The organism is Janthinobacterium sp. 344 (genome assembly GCF_900112025.1).
Taxonomy (GTDB): Bacteria; Pseudomonadota; Gammaproteobacteria; order Burkholderiales; family Burkholderiaceae_D; genus Janthinobacterium.
On sequence record NZ_FOKL01000004.1, the window covers coordinates 472,876 to 493,708 of the forward strand.

Genomic DNA, 20,833 nt, shown 5'->3' on the forward strand with positions numbered 1-20,833 from the left:
GGTGATTCCCTTGCTGCCAGGAGGCGGCGCGTGGGCGCGCGGCACTCCATCAAAGAGGCATTGTGCACTGCAACACACCAATCCTTATCAAAAGTAAGTATTATTTAGTATTGATAAATTTTTCTTATGTTAGGCGCGCACCATGAACCTGAACCCCAAGCATACGGAAGCGTTCCGCGCCGTCGTCGAAACGGGCAGTTTCGAGCAGGCGGCGCTGCAGTTGCACCTGACCTCGCCCGCCATTTCGCAGCGCGTGCGGGCGCTGGAAAGCCAGCTGGGCAATGCCCTGATCGTGCGCAGCCGTCCCGCGCGCGCCACGCGCATGGGCCAGCGCCTGATGCAGTACCTGAAGCGGGCCAAGCTGCTGGAAGCGGACTTGCAGGCGGAACTGGCGGTGCAGCAGGATGCCCCGCTGACCCTGGTGCTGGCGCTGAACGCCGATTCCATGGGCACCTGGTTTTTCCCCGCCCTGTCCGAGGTGCTGATCCGCGAACGCGTGCTGCTGGACTTGACGGTGGAAGACCAGGATCACACGTATACCTTGCTGGAGACGGGCATGGCCATCGGCTGCATCAGCACGGAAGCGAAACCCATGCGCGGCTGCACGGCCGAGCCGCTGGGCGTGATGCGCTACTGGCTGGTGGCCACGCCCGCGTTTCGCCAGCAGTGGTTTGCGCACGGCCTGACGCGCAAGGCGGCGCGCACGGCGCCCGTCGTCGCCTACACGCGCAAGGACACCCTGCAATCGTCGTTCCTGCAAGAGGCGCTGGGCTTGCCCGAAGGCGCCTACCCCTGCCATTACGTGCCCGGCGCCACCTCGCACTTCAACGCCATCCGCTACGGCCTCGGCTACGGCATGGTGCCCGAGTTGTTATTGAAAGCGAACACGGATGGCGAACTGGTGGAAATGCTCACGCCCAAGACGCCGGCCGACGTGGCCCTGTACTGGCATACGTGGAAGGTGCAGTCGCCGCGCCTGGAGCAGCTGTCGCGGCACATCATCGCGGCGGCGCGCAGCATGCTGAAATAACTACCGTTGCATGCCCCAGCGCTTCAGCGTCACGCGCTCCAGGCTGCGAAAGCCCAGGTTTTCCACGATTAAACCGATGACGATGACGGCGGCCAGGCCGGCGAAGACCTTGTCCGTGTACAACTCGTTGCGGTTCTGGAAGATGTACCAGCCCAGGCCGCCCTGCCCCGACGTGGTGCCGAATACCAGCTCGGCCGCGATCAGGGTGCGCCAGGCGAACGCCCAGCCGATCTTGAGGCCCGAGACGATGGACGGCAAGGCGCCCGGCACGAGGATGTGCAGCACCAGGCGCAGGCCGTTCAACCCGTAATTGCGGCCCGCCATGCGCAGGGTTTCCGGCACGCTCTGGAAGCCCGCATAGGTGTTCAAGGCCAGCGGCCACATCACGGAATGCACGATGACAAAGATCAGGCTGGCGCGCCCCAGGCCAAACCATAACAAGGCCAGCGGCAGCAGCGCGATGGCGGGCAAGGGATTGAGCATGGCCGTCAGGGTTTCCAGCAGGTCGCGCCCGAGGCGGCTGGAGACGGCCAGCAAGGTGAGCACGAAGGCGGCCAGCACGCCCACCGCGTAGCCCTGCAGCAAGACGATCAGCGAGGCGGCCGTACGCGTGAGCAATTCCCCGCTGGCGATGCCATCGATAAACGCCTGCGCCGTCTGCAGAAAACTGGGCAGCAATAAATCGTTGTGCGTCCAGCGCGCCGCGCCTTCCCACAGCAGGGCCAGGCCAAGCAAGATGACGATCTTGCGCCACAGCGCATGCTGGCTCAAGCGCTGCCAGCGCGACAGCGGCCGCTCGACGATGACGCCGGCCGGCGGCGGCGCCGCATGCACGAACTCCTGGCGGATGGGCGGTTCCAGCAGCACGCTCACACGGCCTCCCGCTGTGGCGTGTCCGCCTGCGGGGCAGGAACGGCATCCTCGTCGAACAACAGGCCGTGGATGCGGCTGCTGGCGGCCTGGAATTCCGCGCTGCCCGCGCTGTGCAGACCGAATTGATGGCTATTGAGTTCGGCGCGCACCCTGCCCGGATGCGGTGACAGCAGCAGGATGCGGTTGCCCACCACCAAGGCTTCCTCGATCGAGTGCGTGACGAAGACGAGCGTGAAGCGCAGTTCCTCCCACAGCCGGCTCAGCTCTTCCTGCATCTTGCGCCGCGTCAAGGCGTCGAGGGCGGCGAACGGTTCGTCCATCAGCAGCACTTCCGGCTGCATGGCCAGGGCGCGGGCGATGGCCACCCGCTGCTTCATGCCACCCGACAAGGTGTGCGGATGCGCGTCCTCAAAGCCGGCCAGGCCCACCTTGGCGATCCAGTGATGGGCGCGCTCGCGGGCCGCCTGCTTGTCCAGCCGCTTGCTGGCCAACAAAGGGAAGGTGACGTTTTCCAGCACCGTTTTCCACGGCGGCAACTGGTCGAATTCCTGGAACACGACGACCCTGTCCGGTCCAGGCCGGCTGATGGGCTGGCCGTGCATGGCGATGCTGCCGCCGCGCGGCGCGATGAAGCCGGCCACGGCTTTCAGCAAGGACGACTTGCCGCAGCCCGAGGGGCCCAGCAGCACGAAACGGTCGCCACGGAAGACGTCGAAACTGACGTCGTGCGTGGCCCGCACGGTGCGCTGCTCCGTCCGGTATTCCAGGCTGACATGCTTGACGCTGAGTAATGGCTCCACCGTGACGGGCGGACGTACCAGGTGAAAAGCGGGCGCGTGCATATCAGCCTCCTTGCGGGATGGCAGGGTCGTCAAAGAAATAATCGCGCCAGCTGTCCGGCAAGTTGCGAATGGCGCTCACGCGATGCAGGAATTGCGCCAGGCCATAGGTGTTTTGCGGCGCGATCTTGAATTGCACTTGCGGATTGGCAAAGATTTTCAGCAATAGATTGCGGTCCACCTTGCTCTTGTTCACCTTGATATAGATGTCGGCCGCGCCCTGCGGATGGCTGCTCGCATACTGTGCCGCTTCGGCCAGGGCGGCGATGAAGGCGCGGTAGGTCTTCGGATTGTCCTTGCGGTACTTTTCCGTCGCATACAGCAGGGTCGACGAACTGGGCCCGCCCTGCACGTCATACGAGTTCAGGATGATGCGGGCGTTCGGATTCTGCGCCAATTCCTGTTCCTGGAACGGCGAGTTGCCGAAGTGGCCGGTGAGTTCCGTGCCGCCGGCGATGATGGCCGCGGCCGCATCCGGATGCGGCAGGGTTTGCGTGATTTTATCGAGACGGGCAAATTCCTTGTCGCCCCACTGCTTCGCGACGGCCATCTGCAATATCCGCGCCTGCACGGAGACGGACACGGCGGGCAAGGCGATGCGGTCCTTGTCCGTCAAGTCGGCCAGGGTTTTTACCTTCGGGTTGTTGCTGATGAGGTAATAGGGAAAGTTGCCCAGCGAGGCCACGCCGCGCACGTTCTGCCGTCCCTTGGTGCGGTCCCAGATGGTCAGCAGCGGCCCCAGCCCAGCGCCCGCGATATCGATATTGCCCGACAACAAAGCGTCATTGATGGCCGGGCCGCCGGACAGGGTGATCCACTCGACTTTCACGTCGACGCCCTGCTGCTTGCCATGCTTTTCAATCAGCTTTTGTTCTTGCGCAATGTTGAGCAGCAAGAAGGTGATGCCATGCTGGCCCGCGATGCGGATCTGGCCTTCGGCCCGGGCCATGGGCGCGGTCACGCATGCGGCACACAGCATGGCGAAGGCAGCAAGCAAACGGCGCGGGCGGGCAAAGGTCAAGATCGGCAACATGGACACTCCTTGGGTCAGGCTGACAGGGAAAAATCAGTACGGCGCATCGCCTTCGATGGTGGTGCGATACAGTTTGCGGCGCTGGTCCGGCGGGCACCCCGTCGCCAGATGCATCAGGGAACGGTTGTCCCAGAACACCAGGTCGTGCGGCTGCCAGCGGTGCACATATAAATGCTCGGGGCGCACGCTGTGGGCGAACAACTCATCGAGCACGGCGCGGCTTTCGTCGTCGGGCAAGCCGACGATGCGCGTGGTGAAGTGTTCGCTGACGAACAGGGCGCGGCGGCCCGTTTCCGGATGCACGCGCACGATGGGATGGGTGACGGGCGTGACTTCGTCGATCTGCGCCTGCGTCAGCGCGGGGCGCCATGGGTTGCGGCGGCGCAACTCCTCATACTGGCTCAGATAGCTGTGTTCGGCGCGGGCGCCGCGCACGGCGTGGCGCAGCGCGGCCGGCAGGCTTTCCCACGCCAGGTGCATGTTGGCAAACACGGTATCGCCGCCCTCGTCCGGCAACTCTTGTGCGTGCAGCATGGAACCGAGGCTGGGCACTTCCTTGTACGACAAATCGGAATGCCAGAAATGGCCGGCGTCGCCCAGGCCGATGGGCTGGCCATCCTCGACGATATTCGAGATGATCAGCACTTCCGGCTGCGTGGGCAGCTGGAACTGGCGCAGCACGTGGATTTGCAGGGGGCCGAAGCGGCGGCTGAAATCGACCTGCTGCCGCGGCGTGATATGTTGGTCGCGGAACACCAGCACGTGGTGGTCGAGGTGGGCGTGGTGCAGGCGCTGGAAATCACCCAGCGACAGCGGCTGCGCCAGATCCAGCCCCAGCACTTGCGCGCCGAGGGGCGCATCGAAGGACTCGATCTGGAAATGACTACGGGAAAGTTGGGCTTTGAGGACGGCCGACATGATGGCTTCATCAGTGAACGAGGGGAGTTCACTGTATGCCGGCTTGCCGCCGTTGCAAACGAAGCATTTACTATATGGATATGCGGCTGATGCAAGGCACCGCAGGCCATGCGCCGCCTGGACGACCGCTGAGGCCGGCCGCCCTGTTCCGCTGCGGGGCCGCTTACGCCACTTCGTAGCGGGCCAGGCAGGCCGCCATGCGCGGCGCCAGTTCATCGCGCTTGGTGATGGTCACGCCCAGGTCGTTCAGCACGCCATCCTTCAAGCCATATACCCAGCCGTGCACGCTGACGTCCTGGCCACGTTCCCAGGCATCTTGCACGATGGTGGTCTGGCAGACGTTGACGACCTGTTCCGCGACGTTCAGTTCGCACAGGCGGTCGCTGCGTTCGCGGCTGGAGAGCACGTCACCCAGATAGCGCTCGTGTTTCTGGCCCACGTCCTGCACGTGGCGCAGCCAGTTGTCGACCAGGCCGATGCGCGTGCCCGTCAGGGCCGCATGCACGCCCTTGCAGCCATAATGGCCGACGATGATCACATGTTTGACTTTCAGCACGTCGACGGCAAATTGCAGCACGGACAGGCAATTGAGGTCGGAATGGACCACCACATTGGCAACGTTACGGTGCACAAACACATCGCCTGGCGGCATGCCCAGCAATTCGTTGGCGGGCACGCGGCTGTCGGAACAGCCGATCCACAGATACTCGGGCGAGGTCTGGGCTTCCAGGTTCTTGAAGTAGTCCGGGTTCTTTTCCACCATCGAACTGGCCCAGCGCTGATTGCGCTCCAGTAACTCCGACAGGGCTGCGCCGCTTTTCACTTCGCTCATGATTTATTTCCTTAGAAAAACGCCGGGATGTGTGAGCATCCCGGCGCATGGTATTACGTGTGCTTACTCGAAGAAGTCCTTGACCTTGTCTTTCCAGGTCTTGCTCTGCGGGCTGTGCTTGGCACCGCCCTCGGTCGTCGATTTCTCGAACTCGCGCAGCAGGTCTTTCTGTTTTTCCGTCAGTTTCACCGGCGTTTCGATGGCCACGTGGCAAAACAGGTCGCCCGCGTAACCGGAGCGCACGCCCTTGATGCCCTTGCCTTTCAGGCGGAAGGTTTTACCCGACTGGGTGCCTTCCGGGATCGTGAACGACACTTTGCCATTCAGGGTAGGCACTTCGATTTCACCGCCCAATGCCGCCTTGGTGAACGAGATCGGCATTTCGCAATGCAGGTCGTCGCCTTCGCGCTGGAACACGGCGTGCGGCTTGATGTGGATTTCCACATACAGGTCGCCCGACGGACCGCCATTCGTGCCCGGTTCGCCGTTGCCGGACGAACGGATACGCATGCCGTTGTCGATACCGACTGGTATCTTGACTTCCAGCGTCTTGTTGCGCTTGATGCGACCGGCGCCGCCGCATGGCGTGCAGGGGTCGGTGATGACCTTGCCGCTGCCATGGCATTTCGGGCAGGTTTGCTGGATGCTGAAGAAACCTTGCTGCATGCGCACTTGGCCATGGCCACCGCAAGTACCGCAGGTGGTCGGCGACGTGCCCGGCTTGGCGCCGCTGCCGTGGCAGGTATCGCACTTGTCCCAGCTCGGCACGCGAATGGTCGTGTCGAAGCCGTGAGCAGCTTGCTCCAGTGTAATTTCCAGGTTGTAGCGCAAATCGGCGCCACGGTACACCTGTGGACCGGCGTTGCGGCTACGTCCACCGCCACCGCCAAAGATGTCGCCGAAGATATCGCCGAAGCTGTCGGCAAAGCCGCCAGCACCGCCGCCGAAGCCGCCACCGCCGCCCATGTTCGGGTCCACGCCGGCGTGACCATAACGGTCATACGCATCGCGCTTTTCCGGATTGGTCAGCATCTCGTAGGCTTCTTTGACTTCCTTAAACTTTTCTTCCGATTCCTTGCTATCCGGATTGCGGTCCGGATGGTATTTCATCGCCAGTTTACGGTAAGACTTTTTGATCTCTTCTTCCGAAGCATTTTTTGCGACACCGAGTGTCTCGTAAAAATCACGCTTTGCCATGTTGTCGGCACCTTGCAGTCTATCTACTGATGTAAAAATTACACGAAAAAGCCGAGTCGAGTGCTGCACTGGGCAACGACTCGGCTCGGCCGGTCTTCGCGGCTAATTCCGCGATGTAGCGTTCAGCCCGGCTGCCCCCGGTGACGGGAGCGCAAGACAATTACTTGCTGTCTTTGACTTCCTTGAAGTCGGCATCGACAACGTCGTCCTGCTTGGCGCCTGCGTCCGATGCGCCAGCAGCTTGCTGTGCACCTTCCGCGCCGCCGGCAGCTTGCTGCGCTTGCATGTCGGCGTACATTTTTTCGCCCAGTTTCTGCGATGCGGTCGACAGTGCTTCCACCTTGGCGTCGATCTCAGCCTTGTCGCCGGCCTTGATGCTTGCTTCCAGGTCGGTGATTGCCGCTTCGATCTTCTCTTTCTCGCCCGCTTCCAGCTTGTCGCCGTATTCGGTCAAGGATTTCCGGGTCGAGTGTACCAGAGCATCGGCCTGGTTGCGCGACTCGGCCAATTCTTTGACCTTCTTGTCTTCTTCCGCGTTCAACTCGGCGTCCTTGACCATCTTCTGGATTTCAGCCTCGGTCAAGCCGGAATTGGCCTTGATCGTGATCTTGTTTTCCTTGCCGGTGGCCTTGTCTTTCGCGCCGACATGCAAGATGCCGTTGGCGTCGATGTCGAAGGTCACTTCGATCTGTGGCGTACCACGCGATGCTGGCGGGATGCCTTCCAGATTGAACTCGCCCAGAGCCTTGTTGCCGGCGGCGATTTCGCGCTCACCCTGGAAGACCTTGATGGTCACCGCAGGCTGGTTGTCGTCGGCCGTCGAGAATACCTGGCTGAACTTGGTCGGAATCGTCGTGTTTTTGTGGATCATCTTGGTCATCACGCCGCCCAGGGTTTCAATACCCAGGGACAGAGGGGTGACGTCCAGCAACAGCAAGTCCTTGCGTTCGCCCGACAGGACCGAACCCTGGATCGCTGCGCCCACGGCGACGGCTTCGTCCGGATTCACGTCCTTGCGTGGATCCTTGCCGAAGAATTCCTTCACTTTTTCCTGCACCTTCGGCATACGCGTCATACCGCCGACCAGGATGATGTCATCGATGTCCGACACTTTCACGCCAGCATCTTTGATAGCGATGCGGCATGGTTCCATCGTGGCCGTGATCAGCTCTTCCACCAGCGACTCCAGCTTGGCGCGGGTCATCTTCAGGTTCAAGTGGACCGGCGCGCCATTCGCCATGGCGATGTACGGCTCGTTGATCTCGGTCTGTTGCGACGACGACAATTCGATCTTCGCGCGCTCGGCCGATGCCTTGATGCGCTGCAGAGCGATCGGATCTTTTTTCAGATCGATGCCGTTGATCTTCTTGAACTCGTCGATGATGTAATCGATGACGCGCTGGTCGAAGTCTTCGCCGCCCAGGAAGGTGTCGCCGTTGGTCGACAGCACTTCAAATTGTTTCTCGCCATCCACATCGGCGATTTCGATGATCGACACGTCGAACGTACCGCCACCCAAGTCATACACGGCGATTTTACGGTCGCCTTTTTCAGCCTTGTCCAGGCCGAACGCCAGCGCTGCCGCGGTTGGCTCGTTGATGATGCGCTTGACGTCCAGGCCAGCGATACGGCCGGCATCCTTGGTCGCTTGACGCTGCGAGTCGTTGAAGTACGCAGGCACGGTGATGACGGCTTCGGTGACTTCTTCACCGAGGTAGTCTTCCGCCGTTTTCTTCATCTTGCGCAGGACTTCAGCCGAAATTTGTGGCGGCGCCAGTTTTTTGTCGCGTACGCCGATCCATGCATCGCCGTTGTCGGCTTTCATGATTTGGTACGGCATCAGCGCGATGTCTTTTTGTACTTCTTTTTCGTCGAACTTGCGACCGATCAGACGCTTCACTGCGTACAGCGTGTTTTTCGGGTTGGTCACAGCCTGGCGTTTCGCCGGTGCGCCGACGAGAATTTCGCCATCTTCTTGATAAGCAATAATCGATGGCGTCGTGCGTGCGCCTTCAGCGTTTTCGATTACCTTTGGTTGACCGTTTTCCATGATGGAAACGCAGGAATTCGTGGTTCCCAGATCGATACCGATAATTCTACCCATGATTTTTTTCCTTTTATTTGCTAGATTTCAGATGGTTCTTATATGTGGCAAAGCGGCATGGTTTCAAGGCTTGCTTGATGCCGCCCTCTGATTATTTTGCTTGCGCGGTCGTCACAATGGCTGGACGCAGCAGGCGGTCCGCAATCATATAGCCCTTTTGCAAGACTGATACGATGGTATTGGCTTCCTGCTCCGCCGGCACCACGGCAACTGCCTGATGCTTCATCGGATCGAGCTTCTCGCCCTGCACTGGCAGCACTTCCACCAGGCGGTTGCGCTCAAACGCGGCGTTCAGCTGCTTCAGGGTCATCTCGACGCCTTCCTTCAGCGACTCGATCGTCGGTGCTTCCACCGTCAGCGCCGTTTCCAGGCTGTCTTTGACGGGCACCATGGCCTCGGCAAAGCTTTCCACTGCGAATTTATGCGCTTTAGCAACATCTTCCTGCGCGCGGCGGCGGATATTTTCTCCATCGGCCTTGGCGCGCATGAAGGCATCGTGCATTTCTGCCAGACGCGCTTCGGTACTCGCCAGCTGCTCTTCCAAAGTAGGCTCTGCGGGAGTCGATGGAGCGTTCGCCGTGGCGTCCGCTTGCGGATTAGGTACAGCTTGGTTTTCCTGATCTTGCATCTAGAAAGCTCCTACAATCAATGGCTTAATTAAGTTAGTCTATACATCTTTACAACACTAACCGGCAGATGGGGCTATATCCTACTGTTTCAAGGGGTATCGGCGCGAGCGCCAAGGTTTATGTCAGCCAATGTTACAGCTTATTACAAATCACTTCCCGTTTCGCGCAGCGAGCCGTGCGCGCCCTATGACCTGGACCCTTTGCTACAGCCGGCATCCCCAGCGAAGCCGGCATTCTACCAGCCCCGCCGACGCCATCGCCACTGACAGTGTTGCTATTTAGTAAGTTACTTGCTCGGGCCAGACATGACAAAGCCGCGCAAGCGCGGCTTTACATGACAAAACAATAGGACGCCTAATTCGTCGCGCCCAAGGCCAGGGCCGCCGCGCGGGCTTGCTCGCCCGCCTGCCCGTCGGCCGCCCGCTGCGCCGCCGTCTTCATCGTCGGCCAACCGATCATGTGCTGCTCGGCAATTTCCGCCAGGCCCGCGATCCACTTGGGCGTTTCGTTCAAGCAAGCAATGTAATGGAAGTGCTGGCCGCCGGCCGCCTCGAAATCATGCTTGGCTTCCATGGCGATCTCTTCCAATGTTTCCAGGCAATCGCTGGTAAAGCCCGGGCACAGCAGGTCGACGCGCTTGACGCCCTGCTGCGCCAGCGCCACCAGGGTGGGCGCCGTATATGGCTGCAGCCATTCCGCCTTGCCAAAGCGCGACTGGAAGGTCACGACATATTGGTCCTTGTTTAATTTCAACTTTTCCGCCAGCAGGCGCGCCGTCTTCAGGCACTGGCAGTGATACGGGTCGCCCAGCAGCAAAGTGCGCTTGGGCACGCCATGAAAGCTCATCACCAGTTTTTCCGGCCGGCCATGCGCTTCCCAGTGGTTCAGCACGCAATCGCGCAAGGCATCGATATACGTGTCGTGTTCGTGATACTGCTTGATGAAGCGCAGTTCCGGCACATTGCGCACCGTGGCGTAATGGCTGAACACGGCGTCGTAGATGGACGCCGTCGTCGTGCCCGAATATTGTGGGTAGGCAGGCAGGATGACGATGCGCTCGCACCCCTCGCTTTTCAGCCGGGCCAGCACCTCGGGCAAGGAGGGCGAACCGTAGCGCATGGCCATGGCCACCGTCACGCCATCATGGCCCCGCTCGGCCAGCGCGCCGGCCAGCAATTTCGCCTGCTGTTGCGTATGCACTTTCAGGGGCGAGCCGTCGCGCGTCCAGATCGACGCGTACTTCTTGGCCGACTGGCCAGAGCGGAAGGGCAAGATGATCAGATTCAGGATGAACCACCAGACGGCGCGGGGAATCTCCACCACGCGCGGGTCCGACAGAAATTGCTTCAGGTAACGCCGCACGGCCGACGTGGTCGGTGCATCGGGCGTGCCCAGGTTGACCAGCACCACGGCGCTGCGATCGATGCTGCCATGCGTGTACGGCGGTTCTGTTTGAAATGACATGAAGACTCTTCGAAGGCGTTGGAGGGATTAGTCGACCATTATAGTTACATTGAGTCAACATCGGGAAAGATGGATGTCGATGCAATTCACCCATAGCAAAAGCTGGGGTCAGTCACTGCGTGATCGCAATGCGCTCCACTGGAACGCATTGCCCCGACGGGTCTGACCCCGGTCTGCCCCCAGCCATGAATCAAATCGCCAGCAATTCGCGTGCATGCTTGCGCGTGGTGGCCGTGATTTCCAGGCCGCCCAGCATGCGCGCCACCTCTTCCACGCGGGCCTTGGCGTCGAGCATGTCGATGCGCGATGCCGTCTTGCCGTTGTCGAGGGTGCTTTTTGCCACTTGAAAATGCTGGTTCGCCTGGCTGGCCACCTGCGGCAAGTGGGTGACGCACAGCACTTGCCGCCCTTGTCCCAGGCGTTTCAGCAGCCGGCCCACCACTTCGGCGACGGCACCGCCGATGCCGCTGTCGACTTCGTCGAAGATCAGGGTCGGCGTGGTGGTGGCGTGCGAGGTGATGACGGAAATGGCCAGCGCGATGCGCGCCAGCTCGCCGCCGGACGCCACTTTCGCCAGCGAGCGCGGCGCCGTGCCCGCATGGCCGGCGACGAGAAACTCGACCTGCTCCAGGCCATGCGCGGCCGGTTCGCACGGATTCAGGGCAATCTCGAAACTGCCGCCCGTCATGCTCAGTTCCTGCATGGCGCGCGTGACGGCCTGGCCCAGCTCCAGCGCGGCGGCGCGGCGCGTGGCGGACAAGCGCTCGGCCACGCCGCGGTATTCCGCCTCGATCTTCGCTTCCTGGCGCAGCAAGCCTTCGATATCGGAAGCGTCGGCCAAATGCTGCAGCTTTTCCGACAGCTTGGCGTGTTCATCAGGCAGATCTTCCGGCGTGACGCGGAACTTGCGCGCCGTGCTGTGCATGGCCTCCATGCGCGCGTCGAGCTGGTGCAGCCGCTCCGGGTCCAGTTCGACACGGTCCAGGTAATTGTTCAAGGCGTACACGGATTCCTGCAGCTGGATGCGCGACGATTCGATCAGGTCGACGATCGGCTGCAATTCCGCATCGACGGAGACCAGCTTGCCCAGCTTCTGGTTCAGGCCCGACAATTGCGACACGATGGGATGGTCTTCCGATTCGGAAATGAGCGACAAGGCTTCCTGCGCCCCTTCCAGCAGGCTGGCCGCATGCGACAGGCGGCTGTGCTCGTTGGTGATCTCCGTCCATTCGCCAGGCTTGGCGGCCAGCTTTTCCAGTTCGCCCACCTGCCATTCCAGGCGCTCGCGCTCGTACAGCACGTTGGCGGCGTTCGTCTCGAATTCCTCGCGCTGGCGCACCAGCGCGCGCCAGCGCTTGTGCAGCGCCGCCACCTGCCGCGCATCGTGCTCCGCGCCGGCTTCGCGCGCCGTCGCCTGGCCGTCGAGCAGGGCCCGCTGCGCCTCGCTTTTCAGCAGCGACTGGTGCGCGTGCTGGCCGTGGATGTCGACCAGCATGTCGCCCAGTTCGCGCAGCTGCGCGGCCGTGGCGGGGATGCCGTTGATATACGCCTTCGAGCGGCCCGCATTGTCGATCACGCGGCGCAGCAGGGCGCCGCCATCGTCGTTGGCGAATTCATTGGCCACCAGCCACGCCTGCGCCACCTCGCTGACGGAAAAATCGGCCGTGATGTCGGCCTTGGCCGCGCCTTCGCGCACCACGCTGGCGTCGCCGCGGCCGCCCAGCGCCAGGGTCAGCGCATCGATGAGGATGGACTTGCCGGCGCCCGTCTCGCCCGTCAGCACGCTGAAGCCAGCGGAAAATTCCAGTTCAATGGTATCGACAATGACAAAATCGCGGATGGACAGTGTATGGAGCATGGCTTCTGTGGTTAGGCGGCGCGCCGCGGGTTAGCGTGGAAAAAACTATTAGCTGAGCTTGCCCTCGCCCGACGGGTACTCATTCCAGTGCAGTTTTTCACGCAGGGTGTTGTAGTAGCTCCACCCTTCCGGGTGCAGGAAGGTAATCGTGTGCGGCGAACGGCGAATGATGATGCGGTCTTGCTGGATCAGGCTGGCAAACGTCTGCATGTCGAAATTGACGCTGATATCGCGTCCGCGCACGATTTCCACCACGATCTGGCTGGAGTCGGGCAGGACGATGGGACGATTCGACAGCGCGTGCGGGGCGATGGGCACGAGCACGATGCCACCCAGAGTCGGGTGCAGCAGCGGGCCGCCGGCCGACAGCGAATACGCGGTCGACCCCGTCGGCGTGGAAATGATCAGGCCATCCGAACGCTGGTTGTACATGAAATGCCCATCGACTTCGACGCGCAGTTCGGCCATGCCGGCGCCGCCGCCGCGCGAGACGACGACATCGTTGACGGCCAGTCCCACGTGGATCGACTCGCCGTCGCGCAGCACGCTGCCTTCAAGCAAGGTGCGGCGCTCGGCCTTGAAGCGCCCGCCGAGAATCTGCGCCAGGACAGGCAGCATACGCTCCAGCGGAATGTCCGTCATGAAGCCCAGCCGCCCTTGATTGATGCCGATCAAAGGAACGTCGAATGGCGCCAGCTGGCGGGCGATGCCCAGCATGGTGCCGTCGCCGCCCATGACGATGGCGCAATCGGCCGCGGCGCCGATTTCGGCGGGCGACATGGCGCGCACGCCGGGAAAATCGAGGTGCGCGGCCGTCTCCGCCTCGAACACGACGGTATGGCCCAGCACCTGCAAAAAATCAACGATGCTTTTGACGGGTTCGGCAATGCCGTCCGTATTCTGGCGCACGACCAGGGCGATGGTCTTGGCGCCCAGGTTGAACGGTTGTCCCGGGGCTGGCACATTGGCTGCTGGCGCTTCGGCGTGTTTTTCGGCGGGCATATCAATCTCGGTGGTGAATTCGGTGGCAAGTTGCCCCAGGCTGTCGCAATCCGCACGCCGGCATCGCATGATACTGTATATATGCACAGTATAGTGCGGCTGCCGTGTGCCTGCAAGGGGCGTTTATCAGTGTTGCCGCAGTGTAGCGCAGAAAAAGAATCGCCCGTGCGTGCGCCAGCGCTCCGTGCGATGACAAATCCCCTTGCATGGGCACCGTGGCAACGGGACACTGGCAGCACGTGATTCTTTTCCCTCAGGAGGCCATATGGTTACCCAGCACAGCGAGCGCAAGATCAATACCGATGAAAAAGTCAAAAATGACGGCGTCGACCGCCTGCCGCACGAACGCGATGAGTCGCCCGACGCGCAAAACGTGCGCCCGCGCAAGGTGATGCAGCAGGCCGCCAGCGACCTGGAGCAGGGACTGGTCGACACGGACAGGCATGCCCAGCCCGGCGTGGAAAAGGTCAAGCCCGCCGCACCGCAACAGGCCCGTCCCGACGCGCAACTGGAACCAAAGAAGGCGCGCTGAGTCCAACTGTCACGCACCGCTACCCGTACTGCGAATGCGCACTGGTACTATTCCGGAGTACGCCATGCCCCGCTACGTCTGTTCATTCCTGTTGGCCGCTGTTGGCAGCGCCTCGATCGCCCAGGCCCAGGCGCCCGCCATGCCCGTCGGTTTCGGCCCGCAGCCGGTATTGCCGGCGCCGGAGACGCAACTGATTCCCACCGTCAACGTCGCTCCCGTGCAGCGCTGGACGGCCGCGCAGCGTCCCTTCGTCGCGGCCGGCCTGGCCATCCAGGCGTATGCGCGCGACCTCGACCATCCGCGTTGGCTGTATGTCTTGCCGAATGGCGACGTGCTCGTGGCGGAAACGAATGCGCCACCGAAACCGGACGATAGCAAGGGCATCAAGGGCGCGATCATGCAGATGCAGATGAAAAAAGCCGGCGCCGCCACGCCCAGCGCCAACCGCATCACCCTCTTGCGCGGCATGGATGGCAACGGCGTGGCGCAGACGCGCAGCGTCTTCCTGCAAGGCTTGCATTCGCCGTTCGGCATGGCCCTGGTCGGCAAGGAGCTGTATGTCGCCAATGCCGATGCGCTGCTGCGCTTCCCCTACGAGGAAGGACAGACGGCCATCACGGCACCGGGCACCAAGGTGATGGATTTGCCGGGCGGCCCCATCAATCACCACTGGACCAAGAACGTCATCGCCAGCCCCGATGGCAAGTTTTTATATGTTTCCGTCGGTTCCAACAGCAACGTGGGCGAGAACGGCATGTCGGCCGAAGATGGCCGTGCCGCCATCTGGCGCTTCGAGCGCGCGACGGGCAAGGCGCGCGTGTATGCGACGGGCTTGCGCAATCCGAATGGCATGGGCTGGGAGCCGAAGACGAACACCCTGTGGACAGCCGTCAACGAGCGTGATGAGCTGGGCAATGACCTCGTGCCCGACTACATGACCTCGGTCAAGGATGGCGCATTCTACGGCTGGCCCTACAGTTATTTCGGCCAGCACGTCGATGCGCGCGTGAAGCCGCCGCAACCGGGCCTGGTGGCCAGGGCCGTCGCGCCCGACTACGCGCTGGGCGCGCACACGGCATCGCTGGGCCTGGCGTTTTATACCGGCACACTGCTGCCGGAGCGTTATCGGGACGGCGTCTTCATCGGCCAGCATGGTTCGTGGAATCGCAAGCCGTTCAGCGGCTATAAAGTCATCTTCGTGCCCTTCGCCAATGGCGTCCCCAGCGGTCCGCCACAGGACGTGGTCAGCGGTTTCCTGGACAAGGACGGCCATGCGCAGGGGCGCCCCGTCGGCGTGGCCATCGACAAGGCCGGCGCCTTGCTGGTGGCGGACGATGTGGGCAATGTCATCTGGCGCGTGGCGCCGGCCCGCTGAGCCCCATCCCCCACAGTGTGGCGCAACGAACGGAAGCGCGAAGGGGGGACGTGCATGATGGACTCTCGAACCACGCAAGGAGGACATCATGAAAAAAACAGCATCGGCCGTCTGGAGTGGCGGCTTGAAAGACGGCAAGGGTTTTATTTCGACCCAAAGCGGCGCGCTCGACAATGTGGCGTATGGCTTCAATACGCGCTTCGAAGACGGCCCCGGCAGCAACCCGGAAGAACTGATCGGCGCGGCCCACGCGGCCTGCTTCACCATGGCCCTGTCCGGCCAGCTGGGCGAGGCGGGCATGCGCGCCACGGCCCTGAAGACCACGGCGGAAGTGACCCTGGAAAAAATCGATGACAGCTATGCCATCACGGCGGTCCACCTGACGCTGGTGGCGACCATTCCTGGCGCCACCGACCAGGCATTCCAGGAGGCGGCGCTGCGCGCCAAGCTGGGTTGCCCCGTGTCCAAACTGCTGGCCACGGAAATCACGCTGGACGCCCATCTGGAATAATGCCGGCACGCCGTCCGCTGCTGTCCGATCACGGGATGGCAGGGGCGGTCTCGGCACGAAAGCCGTAAAACGCATAAAATCCTGCCATTCCCCTCTTATCATCAAGGATTTACGATGCGTATTTTGCACACCATGTTACGGGTCGGCGACCTGCAGCGCTCCATCGATTTTTACACCAAGGTCCTGGGCATGAAGCTGCTGCGCACCAGCGACAACCCGGAATACCAGTACACGCTGGCCTTCGTCGGCTACGGCTCGAATCCCGACCATGCGGAACTGGAACTGACGTATAACTACGGCACCACCAGCTACGAGCTGGGCACGGCGTATGGCCATATCGCCATCTCGGCCGACGATATCGTCGCCGCGTGCGATGCGGCACGGGCCAATGGCGGCAATGTCACGCGCGAACCGGGCCCCGTCAAAGGCGGCAACACGGTGATCGCCTTCATCACCGATCCCGATGGCTACAAGATCGAATTGATCGAACGCAAGTTCGACGGCCAGGGCGGCGGCTTGTAAGACATCAGCCTGGCGCGACGGCCTGTGCAATGGCCGCGCGCAGCCAGGCAATTCCCGCATCGCCATCCGTGCGGTGATGGCGTATCGTTTCAAACCTGAACGGCGCGATGGCAACCGGCGGCGCATGCAGCGCCAGCCCCTGCGCGGCGCGGCCCTGCAAGGCGCGCCGCGCCACTGTCAGGATCATATCCGTCCCCATCAGGATGTCCGGCGCAACCGTCCAGTGCGGCAAGCGCACGGCGATGCGCCGTACCTGGCCCAGTTGCGCCAAGGCCACATCGACTTCCGCCGCCATGCTGCTCTCCCCGGACGCCACCAGCACATGCGGGCGCGCCAGATACGCATCGAGGTGCAAGGCCTCCCCAGCCAGGCTGGCCGGGTCCAGCGCACACATGAACGTTTCCTCGAACAAAGTTTCCCTGTGCAGTTGCTGGGGCAACTGCGGGAACACGCCCAGCGCCATGTCGATCTCGCCATCTTGCACGCCGGCGATCATGGCGGGACGGCTGGCGTAGCCGACGGCCAGGTCGATGCCCGGCGCTTCCACGCGCAAGCGGCGCAGCAAGGCCGGCAGCACCAGCGCCGCGCCGTAGTCGGACATGGCCAGGCGAAACACCCGCTGCGCCGTGGCAGCGTCAAACACGGCGCCACCGAGCACCGAACGCACGCTTTGCAAGGCGTCGGCCAGCGGCCGCGCCAGTTCCAGCGCGCGCGCCGTGGGCTGGAAACCGCCCTTGCCACGTAGCAGCAGCGGGTCGCCGAGCAGATGGCGCAAGCGCGCCAGCGCATGGCTGACGGCTGGCTGGCTCATGTGCAAGCGTTCCGCCGCGCGCGACAAGTGGCGCTCGCTGAGCAGCGCGTCGAGGATCACCAGCAAGTTCAAATCGACGGCGCGCAGATTATTCATGTGGTGCATAGTTAGCTGACAAACTACGAATTGGATTTAATCACAACAGCATAATACGATGACTCCACCAACTCAACACGCAGGGAGTCGCACATGAATGGATGGATCACCTTGTTTGCCCCGCTGGCCATGCTGGCCGGCGCCGTCGTCCCCTTCCAGGCGGGCGCGAATGCCGCGCTGGGCCGCCATCTGGGCCACCCCCTGTGGGCCACGCTCGCTTCGCTGGCCGTCAGCGCCGTGCTCGCTTCGCTGCTGATGCTGGTGTGGCGGGTGCCAGCGCCCGACGTAGCCCTTGCCGTGCGTGGACCAGGCTGGTCCTGGCTGGGGGGCGCGGCGGGCGTGTTTTATATTACGGCCGCGCTGATGCTGGCGCCGCGCATGGGTTCCGGCCCCTTCATGGCGGCCGTCATCGGCGGGCAAATGCTGGCCGCCCTGGCCATTGACCGCTATGGTTTACTGGGCTTTGCCGTAAAACACATCAGTCCGCTTCACTGGGCCGGCGCGGGCCTGGTGGTCGCCGGCGTGATCGTCACGCAAGTGGCCAATAGCCGCGCTGCATGAACAGGTGCGCGGGATGAAAAAAAACCAGCGCCGCTGCCGGTGCTGGTTTTCATGGGAAGCTGGCGCAGGAACGATTATTTGTCCAGCAAGTCGTTGACGGGCACCAGATCCGTTTCCTTCAGGGTGCCAGCCGCCGACTTCAGCCGCAAGCCGTTCATGATGGTGTCGTAACGGGCTTTCGACAGGTCTTTTTGCGTGGTGAATAATTGTTTCTGGGCATTCAAGACGTCGATATTGATGCGTACGCCCACCTGGTAGCCGAGCTGGTTCGATTCCAGCGCCGATTTGCTCGACACTTCCGCCGCTTCCAGCGCCTTGACTTGCGCCAGGCCGCTGTTGACGCCCAGAAAAGCCTGGCGCGCGCCCTGCGCTGCCGTGCGGCGCGCCGTTTCCAGGTCGTTGCGGGCCTTGTTTTCCAGCGCGATCGATTCGCGCACCTTGCTGGTGACGGCAAAACCGCTGAAGATCGGGATGCTCCACTGCACGCCGATGGCATTGTTGTTGCTGCCGTTGCCGGTGCCGCCGCCCGCCGTGTAGGTATGGCCCGCGTTGGCGATCAGGTCCAGGGTCGGATAGTGCCCGGCACGGTTGCGGCCGATGTCGCGCTTGGCCGACTCCACGTTGAATTGGGACGTGACCACGCCATAGTTCTGCTCTTCGGCGGATGCCACCCATGGCTCGACGGCAGCCGGTTCCGGCGCGCTCAGGACCACGCCCGTGCGCATTGGCGCCAGATTCGTTGGCGCCTCGCCGATGATCGTTTGCAAGGCGCTGCGCTTGTTGGCCAGGTCATTGATGGCGGCAAATTCCTGCGCCACCACCAGGTCGTAGGCCGCCTGCGCTTCATGCGTGTCGGTAATCGTTTGCGTGCCGACTTCGAAATTGCGCTTGGCCGATGCCAGCTGTTCCGTCGTGGCCACCTTCTGCGCCTGCGTCGCGCCCAGGTTGTCCTGTGCGCTCAGCACGTCGAAATACGCTTGCGCCACGCGCGTGATCAAGTCTTGCTGCACCTGCGCGAATTGCGCTTCAGCAATCGCCTGCGCCAGCTTGCTTTGCTGATAGGTTTCCCACCGATCCCAACGGAACAGCGGCTGCGCCAGGGTCAAGTTGTAGGCATTCGTGCGCACATTCACGGATGGCGACGTGATCTTGTTGCCGCCATTGTTCTGGATGATCTGTTCCTGATTGCCGCGCGTATTCGTCCCCGAGGCGGACACTTGCGGCAGCAAGCCGGCCAAGCCCTGCGGTACCCGCTCCATCCCGGCCGACAGGGCCGCGCGCGCGCTGGCATACTGCGCGTCATTGGCCAGCGCCTGCTGGTACACCTGGATGAGATCGGCCGCCTGCGTGTTGAGCGAGAAAAAAGCGCTGGTCATCAGCACGGCGATAAGGGGTTTCCGCATTGCATTTCTCCGTTGGAGTCGTCAAAAGTTGATGGAATCAAAAATCGGTTACAGCCTGCCTGCCAGCCATTCCGGTAAGAACGGGGTACAGGCCTCCGCAGGCATGCGCGATGGCAGGCCTGGGAGTGCATCTACTGCAAAATAATTTAGTATTTAGGCATCGAGCTGTCGACTTGCACAGCCCAGGCATGAACGCCGCCTGTCAAATTACTGATCTTGCCAAAACCATTGCGCTCCAGGAAGGCAGCCACTTGCATGCTGCGTGCGCCGTGATGGCAGATGCAGACGATCTCCGCATCTTCATCGAGGTCGTCGATGCGCGCCGGAATCGAGTTCATCTGCATCAGGGTCGCGCCCTCGAGGTGGCACAGGTCAAACTCCCACTGCTCGCGCACGTCCAGCAGGAACGGCCGCGGGCGGGACGGGTCAGCCAGCCAGGCGGCCAGCTGGGGTGCGCTCAAATGCTCCATCGAATCTCCGCCGCTTCAGAACTGGAAGTGCGACGGTGCCACGGCTTGCAGCGGCGTGACATTGGTTTCAAACAGCTTGCGCGTGTCATAGGCCTTGTCCGAGCTGCGCGTGATCAGGTGCGCCGACATGATCGGCGCTTCGCCGATGATGGCCAGGATGCGGCCACCCACTTTAACCTGTTGCAACAGTGCTTCCGGCAACACGGACAGGGCGCCGGAGACGACGATCACGTCGTAGGGTGCGCCCTTGCTCCAGCCTTGCGCGCCATCACCCAGTTCCACGGTGACATTCGTCACACCGTTGGCGGCCAGGTTCTGTTCCGCCAGGGTTTTCAATGACGGATTGATTTCCACGCTCGTCACGTGACGCGCCTTGTGTGCCAGCAAGGCCGCCATGTAACCGCTGCCGGTGCCGATTTCCAGCACATTTTCATGCTTTTTGACGGCAACATCTTGCAAAATACGCGCTTCCAGCTTCGGCGTGAACATGCATTCGCCGCCGCCCAGTGGAATTTCAGTATCGACGAAGGCCAGGTTTTTATAGGCGGCCGGCACGAAATTTTCACGCTTGACCACGTTCAACAGCTCCAGCACGTCGAGATCCAGTACGTCCCATGGACGGATTTGCTGTTCGATCATATTGAAGCGGGCTTGTTCGATATTCATCTTTGGACTCGGTAAGTGAAGTAATAATCCGCCATTTTATCGTTGAACTGGCTGAAAGCACATGTTAACCATAAAGACGGGGGAAGGAGGAAATTTGCGACGGTCTG

21 protein-coding genes are annotated in these 20,833 nt (G+C 62.0%); 6 read left to right on the forward strand and 15 right to left on the reverse strand.

Translation table 11 applies throughout. The annotated features are described in order from the left end of the window. The first annotated feature begins 142 nt into the window (after window positions 1–142). Window positions 143–1,030 carry an HTH-type transcriptional regulator ArgP gene (locus BM193_RS14400; RefSeq protein ID WP_092796817.1) on the forward strand — a complete coding sequence of 296 codons (888 nt, stop codon included), beginning with the start codon at window positions 143–145 and terminating at the stop codon, window positions 1,028–1,030. Here the strand turns inward: BM193_RS14400 and BM193_RS14405 are convergent, their stop codons facing one another. From BM193_RS14405 to BM193_RS14455, 11 genes are all read right to left on the reverse strand, one after another. After that, window positions 1,031–1,903: an ABC transporter permease gene (locus tag BM193_RS14405; RefSeq protein WP_175533283.1), complete on the reverse strand. Its 873-nt coding sequence runs from the start codon at window positions 1,901–1,903 to the stop codon at window positions 1,031–1,033. It lies immediately after the preceding gene. Continuing rightward, a complete protein-coding gene (locus BM193_RS14410; protein WP_092796820.1) occupies window positions 1,900–2,745 on the reverse strand; it encodes an ABC transporter ATP-binding protein in 846 nt (281 codons plus the stop codon). The genes BM193_RS14405 and BM193_RS14410 overlap by 4 nt, the downstream gene beginning before the upstream one ends. Window position 2,746: 1 nt before the next feature. Beyond that, the gene (locus BM193_RS14415) at window positions 2,747–3,721 is read right to left on the reverse strand and encodes an ABC transporter substrate-binding protein (RefSeq protein ID WP_254786177.1); all 975 of its coding nucleotides are present in this window, start codon (window positions 3,719–3,721) and stop codon (window positions 2,747–2,749) included. 87 nt (window positions 3,722–3,808) lie between these two features. Beyond that, window positions 3,809–4,693: a TauD/TfdA dioxygenase family protein gene (locus BM193_RS14420; protein WP_092796824.1), complete on the reverse strand. Its 885-nt coding sequence runs from the start codon at window positions 4,691–4,693 to the stop codon at window positions 3,809–3,811. Between the two features lie 163 nt (window positions 4,694–4,856). Next, on the reverse strand, window positions 4,857–5,525 hold the full coding sequence (can, locus tag BM193_RS14425; protein WP_092796826.1) for a carbonate dehydratase: 669 nt from the start codon (window positions 5,523–5,525) through the stop codon (window positions 4,857–4,859). Between the two features lie 63 nt (window positions 5,526–5,588). After that, window positions 5,589–6,722 carry a molecular chaperone DnaJ gene (dnaJ, locus tag BM193_RS14430; protein ID WP_092796828.1) on the reverse strand — a complete coding sequence of 378 codons (1,134 nt, stop codon included), beginning with the start codon at window positions 6,720–6,722 and terminating at the stop codon, window positions 5,589–5,591. A gap of 160 nt (window positions 6,723–6,882) precedes the next feature. Further along, on the reverse strand, window positions 6,883–8,826 hold the full coding sequence (gene dnaK, locus BM193_RS14435) for a molecular chaperone DnaK (protein WP_092796830.1): 1,944 nt from the start codon (window positions 8,824–8,826) through the stop codon (window positions 6,883–6,885). Between the two features lie 91 nt (window positions 8,827–8,917). After that, window positions 8,918–9,454 (reverse strand): nucleotide exchange factor GrpE, encoded by a 537-nt coding sequence (gene grpE / locus BM193_RS14440; RefSeq protein WP_092796832.1) that lies wholly within the window; start codon window positions 9,452–9,454, stop codon window positions 8,918–8,920. 355 nt (window positions 9,455–9,809) lie between these two features. After that, complete coding sequence (hemH, locus tag BM193_RS14445) at window positions 9,810–10,919, reverse strand: ferrochelatase (protein WP_092796834.1); 1,110 nt, start codon at window positions 10,917–10,919, stop codon at window positions 9,810–9,812. A gap of 190 nt (window positions 10,920–11,109) precedes the next feature. Further along, on the reverse strand, window positions 11,110–12,777 hold the full coding sequence (gene recN, locus BM193_RS14450) for a DNA repair protein RecN (RefSeq protein WP_092796836.1): 1,668 nt from the start codon (window positions 12,775–12,777) through the stop codon (window positions 11,110–11,112). A gap of 48 nt (window positions 12,778–12,825) precedes the next feature. Continuing rightward, entirely contained in the window at window positions 12,826–13,779 is a 954-nt protein-coding gene (locus tag BM193_RS14455; RefSeq protein WP_254786144.1) for an NAD kinase, read from the reverse strand. A 265-nt stretch (window positions 13,780–14,044) separates the two neighbouring features. On the opposite strand from BM193_RS14455, the gene BM193_RS14460 reads away from it, so the two are divergent. From BM193_RS14460 to gloA, 4 genes are all read left to right on the forward strand, one after another. Next, on the forward strand, window positions 14,045–14,311 hold the full coding sequence (locus BM193_RS14460; RefSeq protein WP_092796839.1) for a hypothetical protein: 267 nt from the start codon (window positions 14,045–14,047) through the stop codon (window positions 14,309–14,311). A gap of 64 nt (window positions 14,312–14,375) precedes the next feature. Next, on the forward strand, window positions 14,376–15,686 hold the full coding sequence (locus tag BM193_RS14465) for a PQQ-dependent sugar dehydrogenase (protein ID WP_092796841.1): 1,311 nt from the start codon (window positions 14,376–14,378) through the stop codon (window positions 15,684–15,686). A gap of 88 nt (window positions 15,687–15,774) precedes the next feature. Continuing rightward, the gene (locus tag BM193_RS14470; protein WP_092796843.1) at window positions 15,775–16,197 is read left to right on the forward strand and encodes an OsmC family protein; all 423 of its coding nucleotides are present in this window, start codon (window positions 15,775–15,777) and stop codon (window positions 16,195–16,197) included. A 114-nt stretch (window positions 16,198–16,311) separates the two neighbouring features. Then, window positions 16,312–16,719, forward strand: a complete 408-nt coding sequence (gene gloA, locus BM193_RS14475; RefSeq protein WP_010401713.1) for a lactoylglutathione lyase — start codon at window positions 16,312–16,314, stop codon at window positions 16,717–16,719. A gap of 4 nt (window positions 16,720–16,723) precedes the next feature. Here the strand turns inward: gloA and BM193_RS14480 are convergent, their stop codons facing one another. Beyond that, window positions 16,724–17,626 carry a LysR substrate-binding domain-containing protein gene (locus tag BM193_RS14480; RefSeq protein ID WP_092796845.1) on the reverse strand — a complete coding sequence of 301 codons (903 nt, stop codon included), beginning with the start codon at window positions 17,624–17,626 and terminating at the stop codon, window positions 16,724–16,726. A gap of 93 nt (window positions 17,627–17,719) precedes the next feature. Here BM193_RS14480 and BM193_RS14485 point away from each other — a divergent pair, with 93 nt between their 5' ends. Then, window positions 17,720–18,187: a DMT family transporter gene (locus BM193_RS14485; RefSeq protein ID WP_092796848.1), complete on the forward strand. Its 468-nt coding sequence runs from the start codon at window positions 17,720–17,722 to the stop codon at window positions 18,185–18,187. Between the two features lie 74 nt (window positions 18,188–18,261). Here the strand turns inward: BM193_RS14485 and BM193_RS14490 are convergent, their stop codons facing one another. The 3 genes from BM193_RS14490 to BM193_RS14500 form a co-directional block, all read right to left on the reverse strand. Then, window positions 18,262–19,590 (reverse strand): TolC family outer membrane protein, encoded by a 1,329-nt coding sequence (locus tag BM193_RS14490; RefSeq protein WP_092796851.1) that lies wholly within the window; start codon window positions 19,588–19,590, stop codon window positions 18,262–18,264. Window positions 19,591–19,736: 146 nt separating this feature from the next. Continuing rightward, on the reverse strand, window positions 19,737–20,060 hold the full coding sequence (locus BM193_RS14495; protein ID WP_092796853.1) for a rhodanese-like domain-containing protein: 324 nt from the start codon (window positions 20,058–20,060) through the stop codon (window positions 19,737–19,739). A gap of 15 nt (window positions 20,061–20,075) precedes the next feature. Then, window positions 20,076–20,726, reverse strand: a complete 651-nt coding sequence (locus tag BM193_RS14500; RefSeq protein WP_092796855.1) for a protein-L-isoaspartate O-methyltransferase family protein — start codon at window positions 20,724–20,726, stop codon at window positions 20,076–20,078. Window positions 20,727–20,833: the final 107 nt, after the last annotated feature.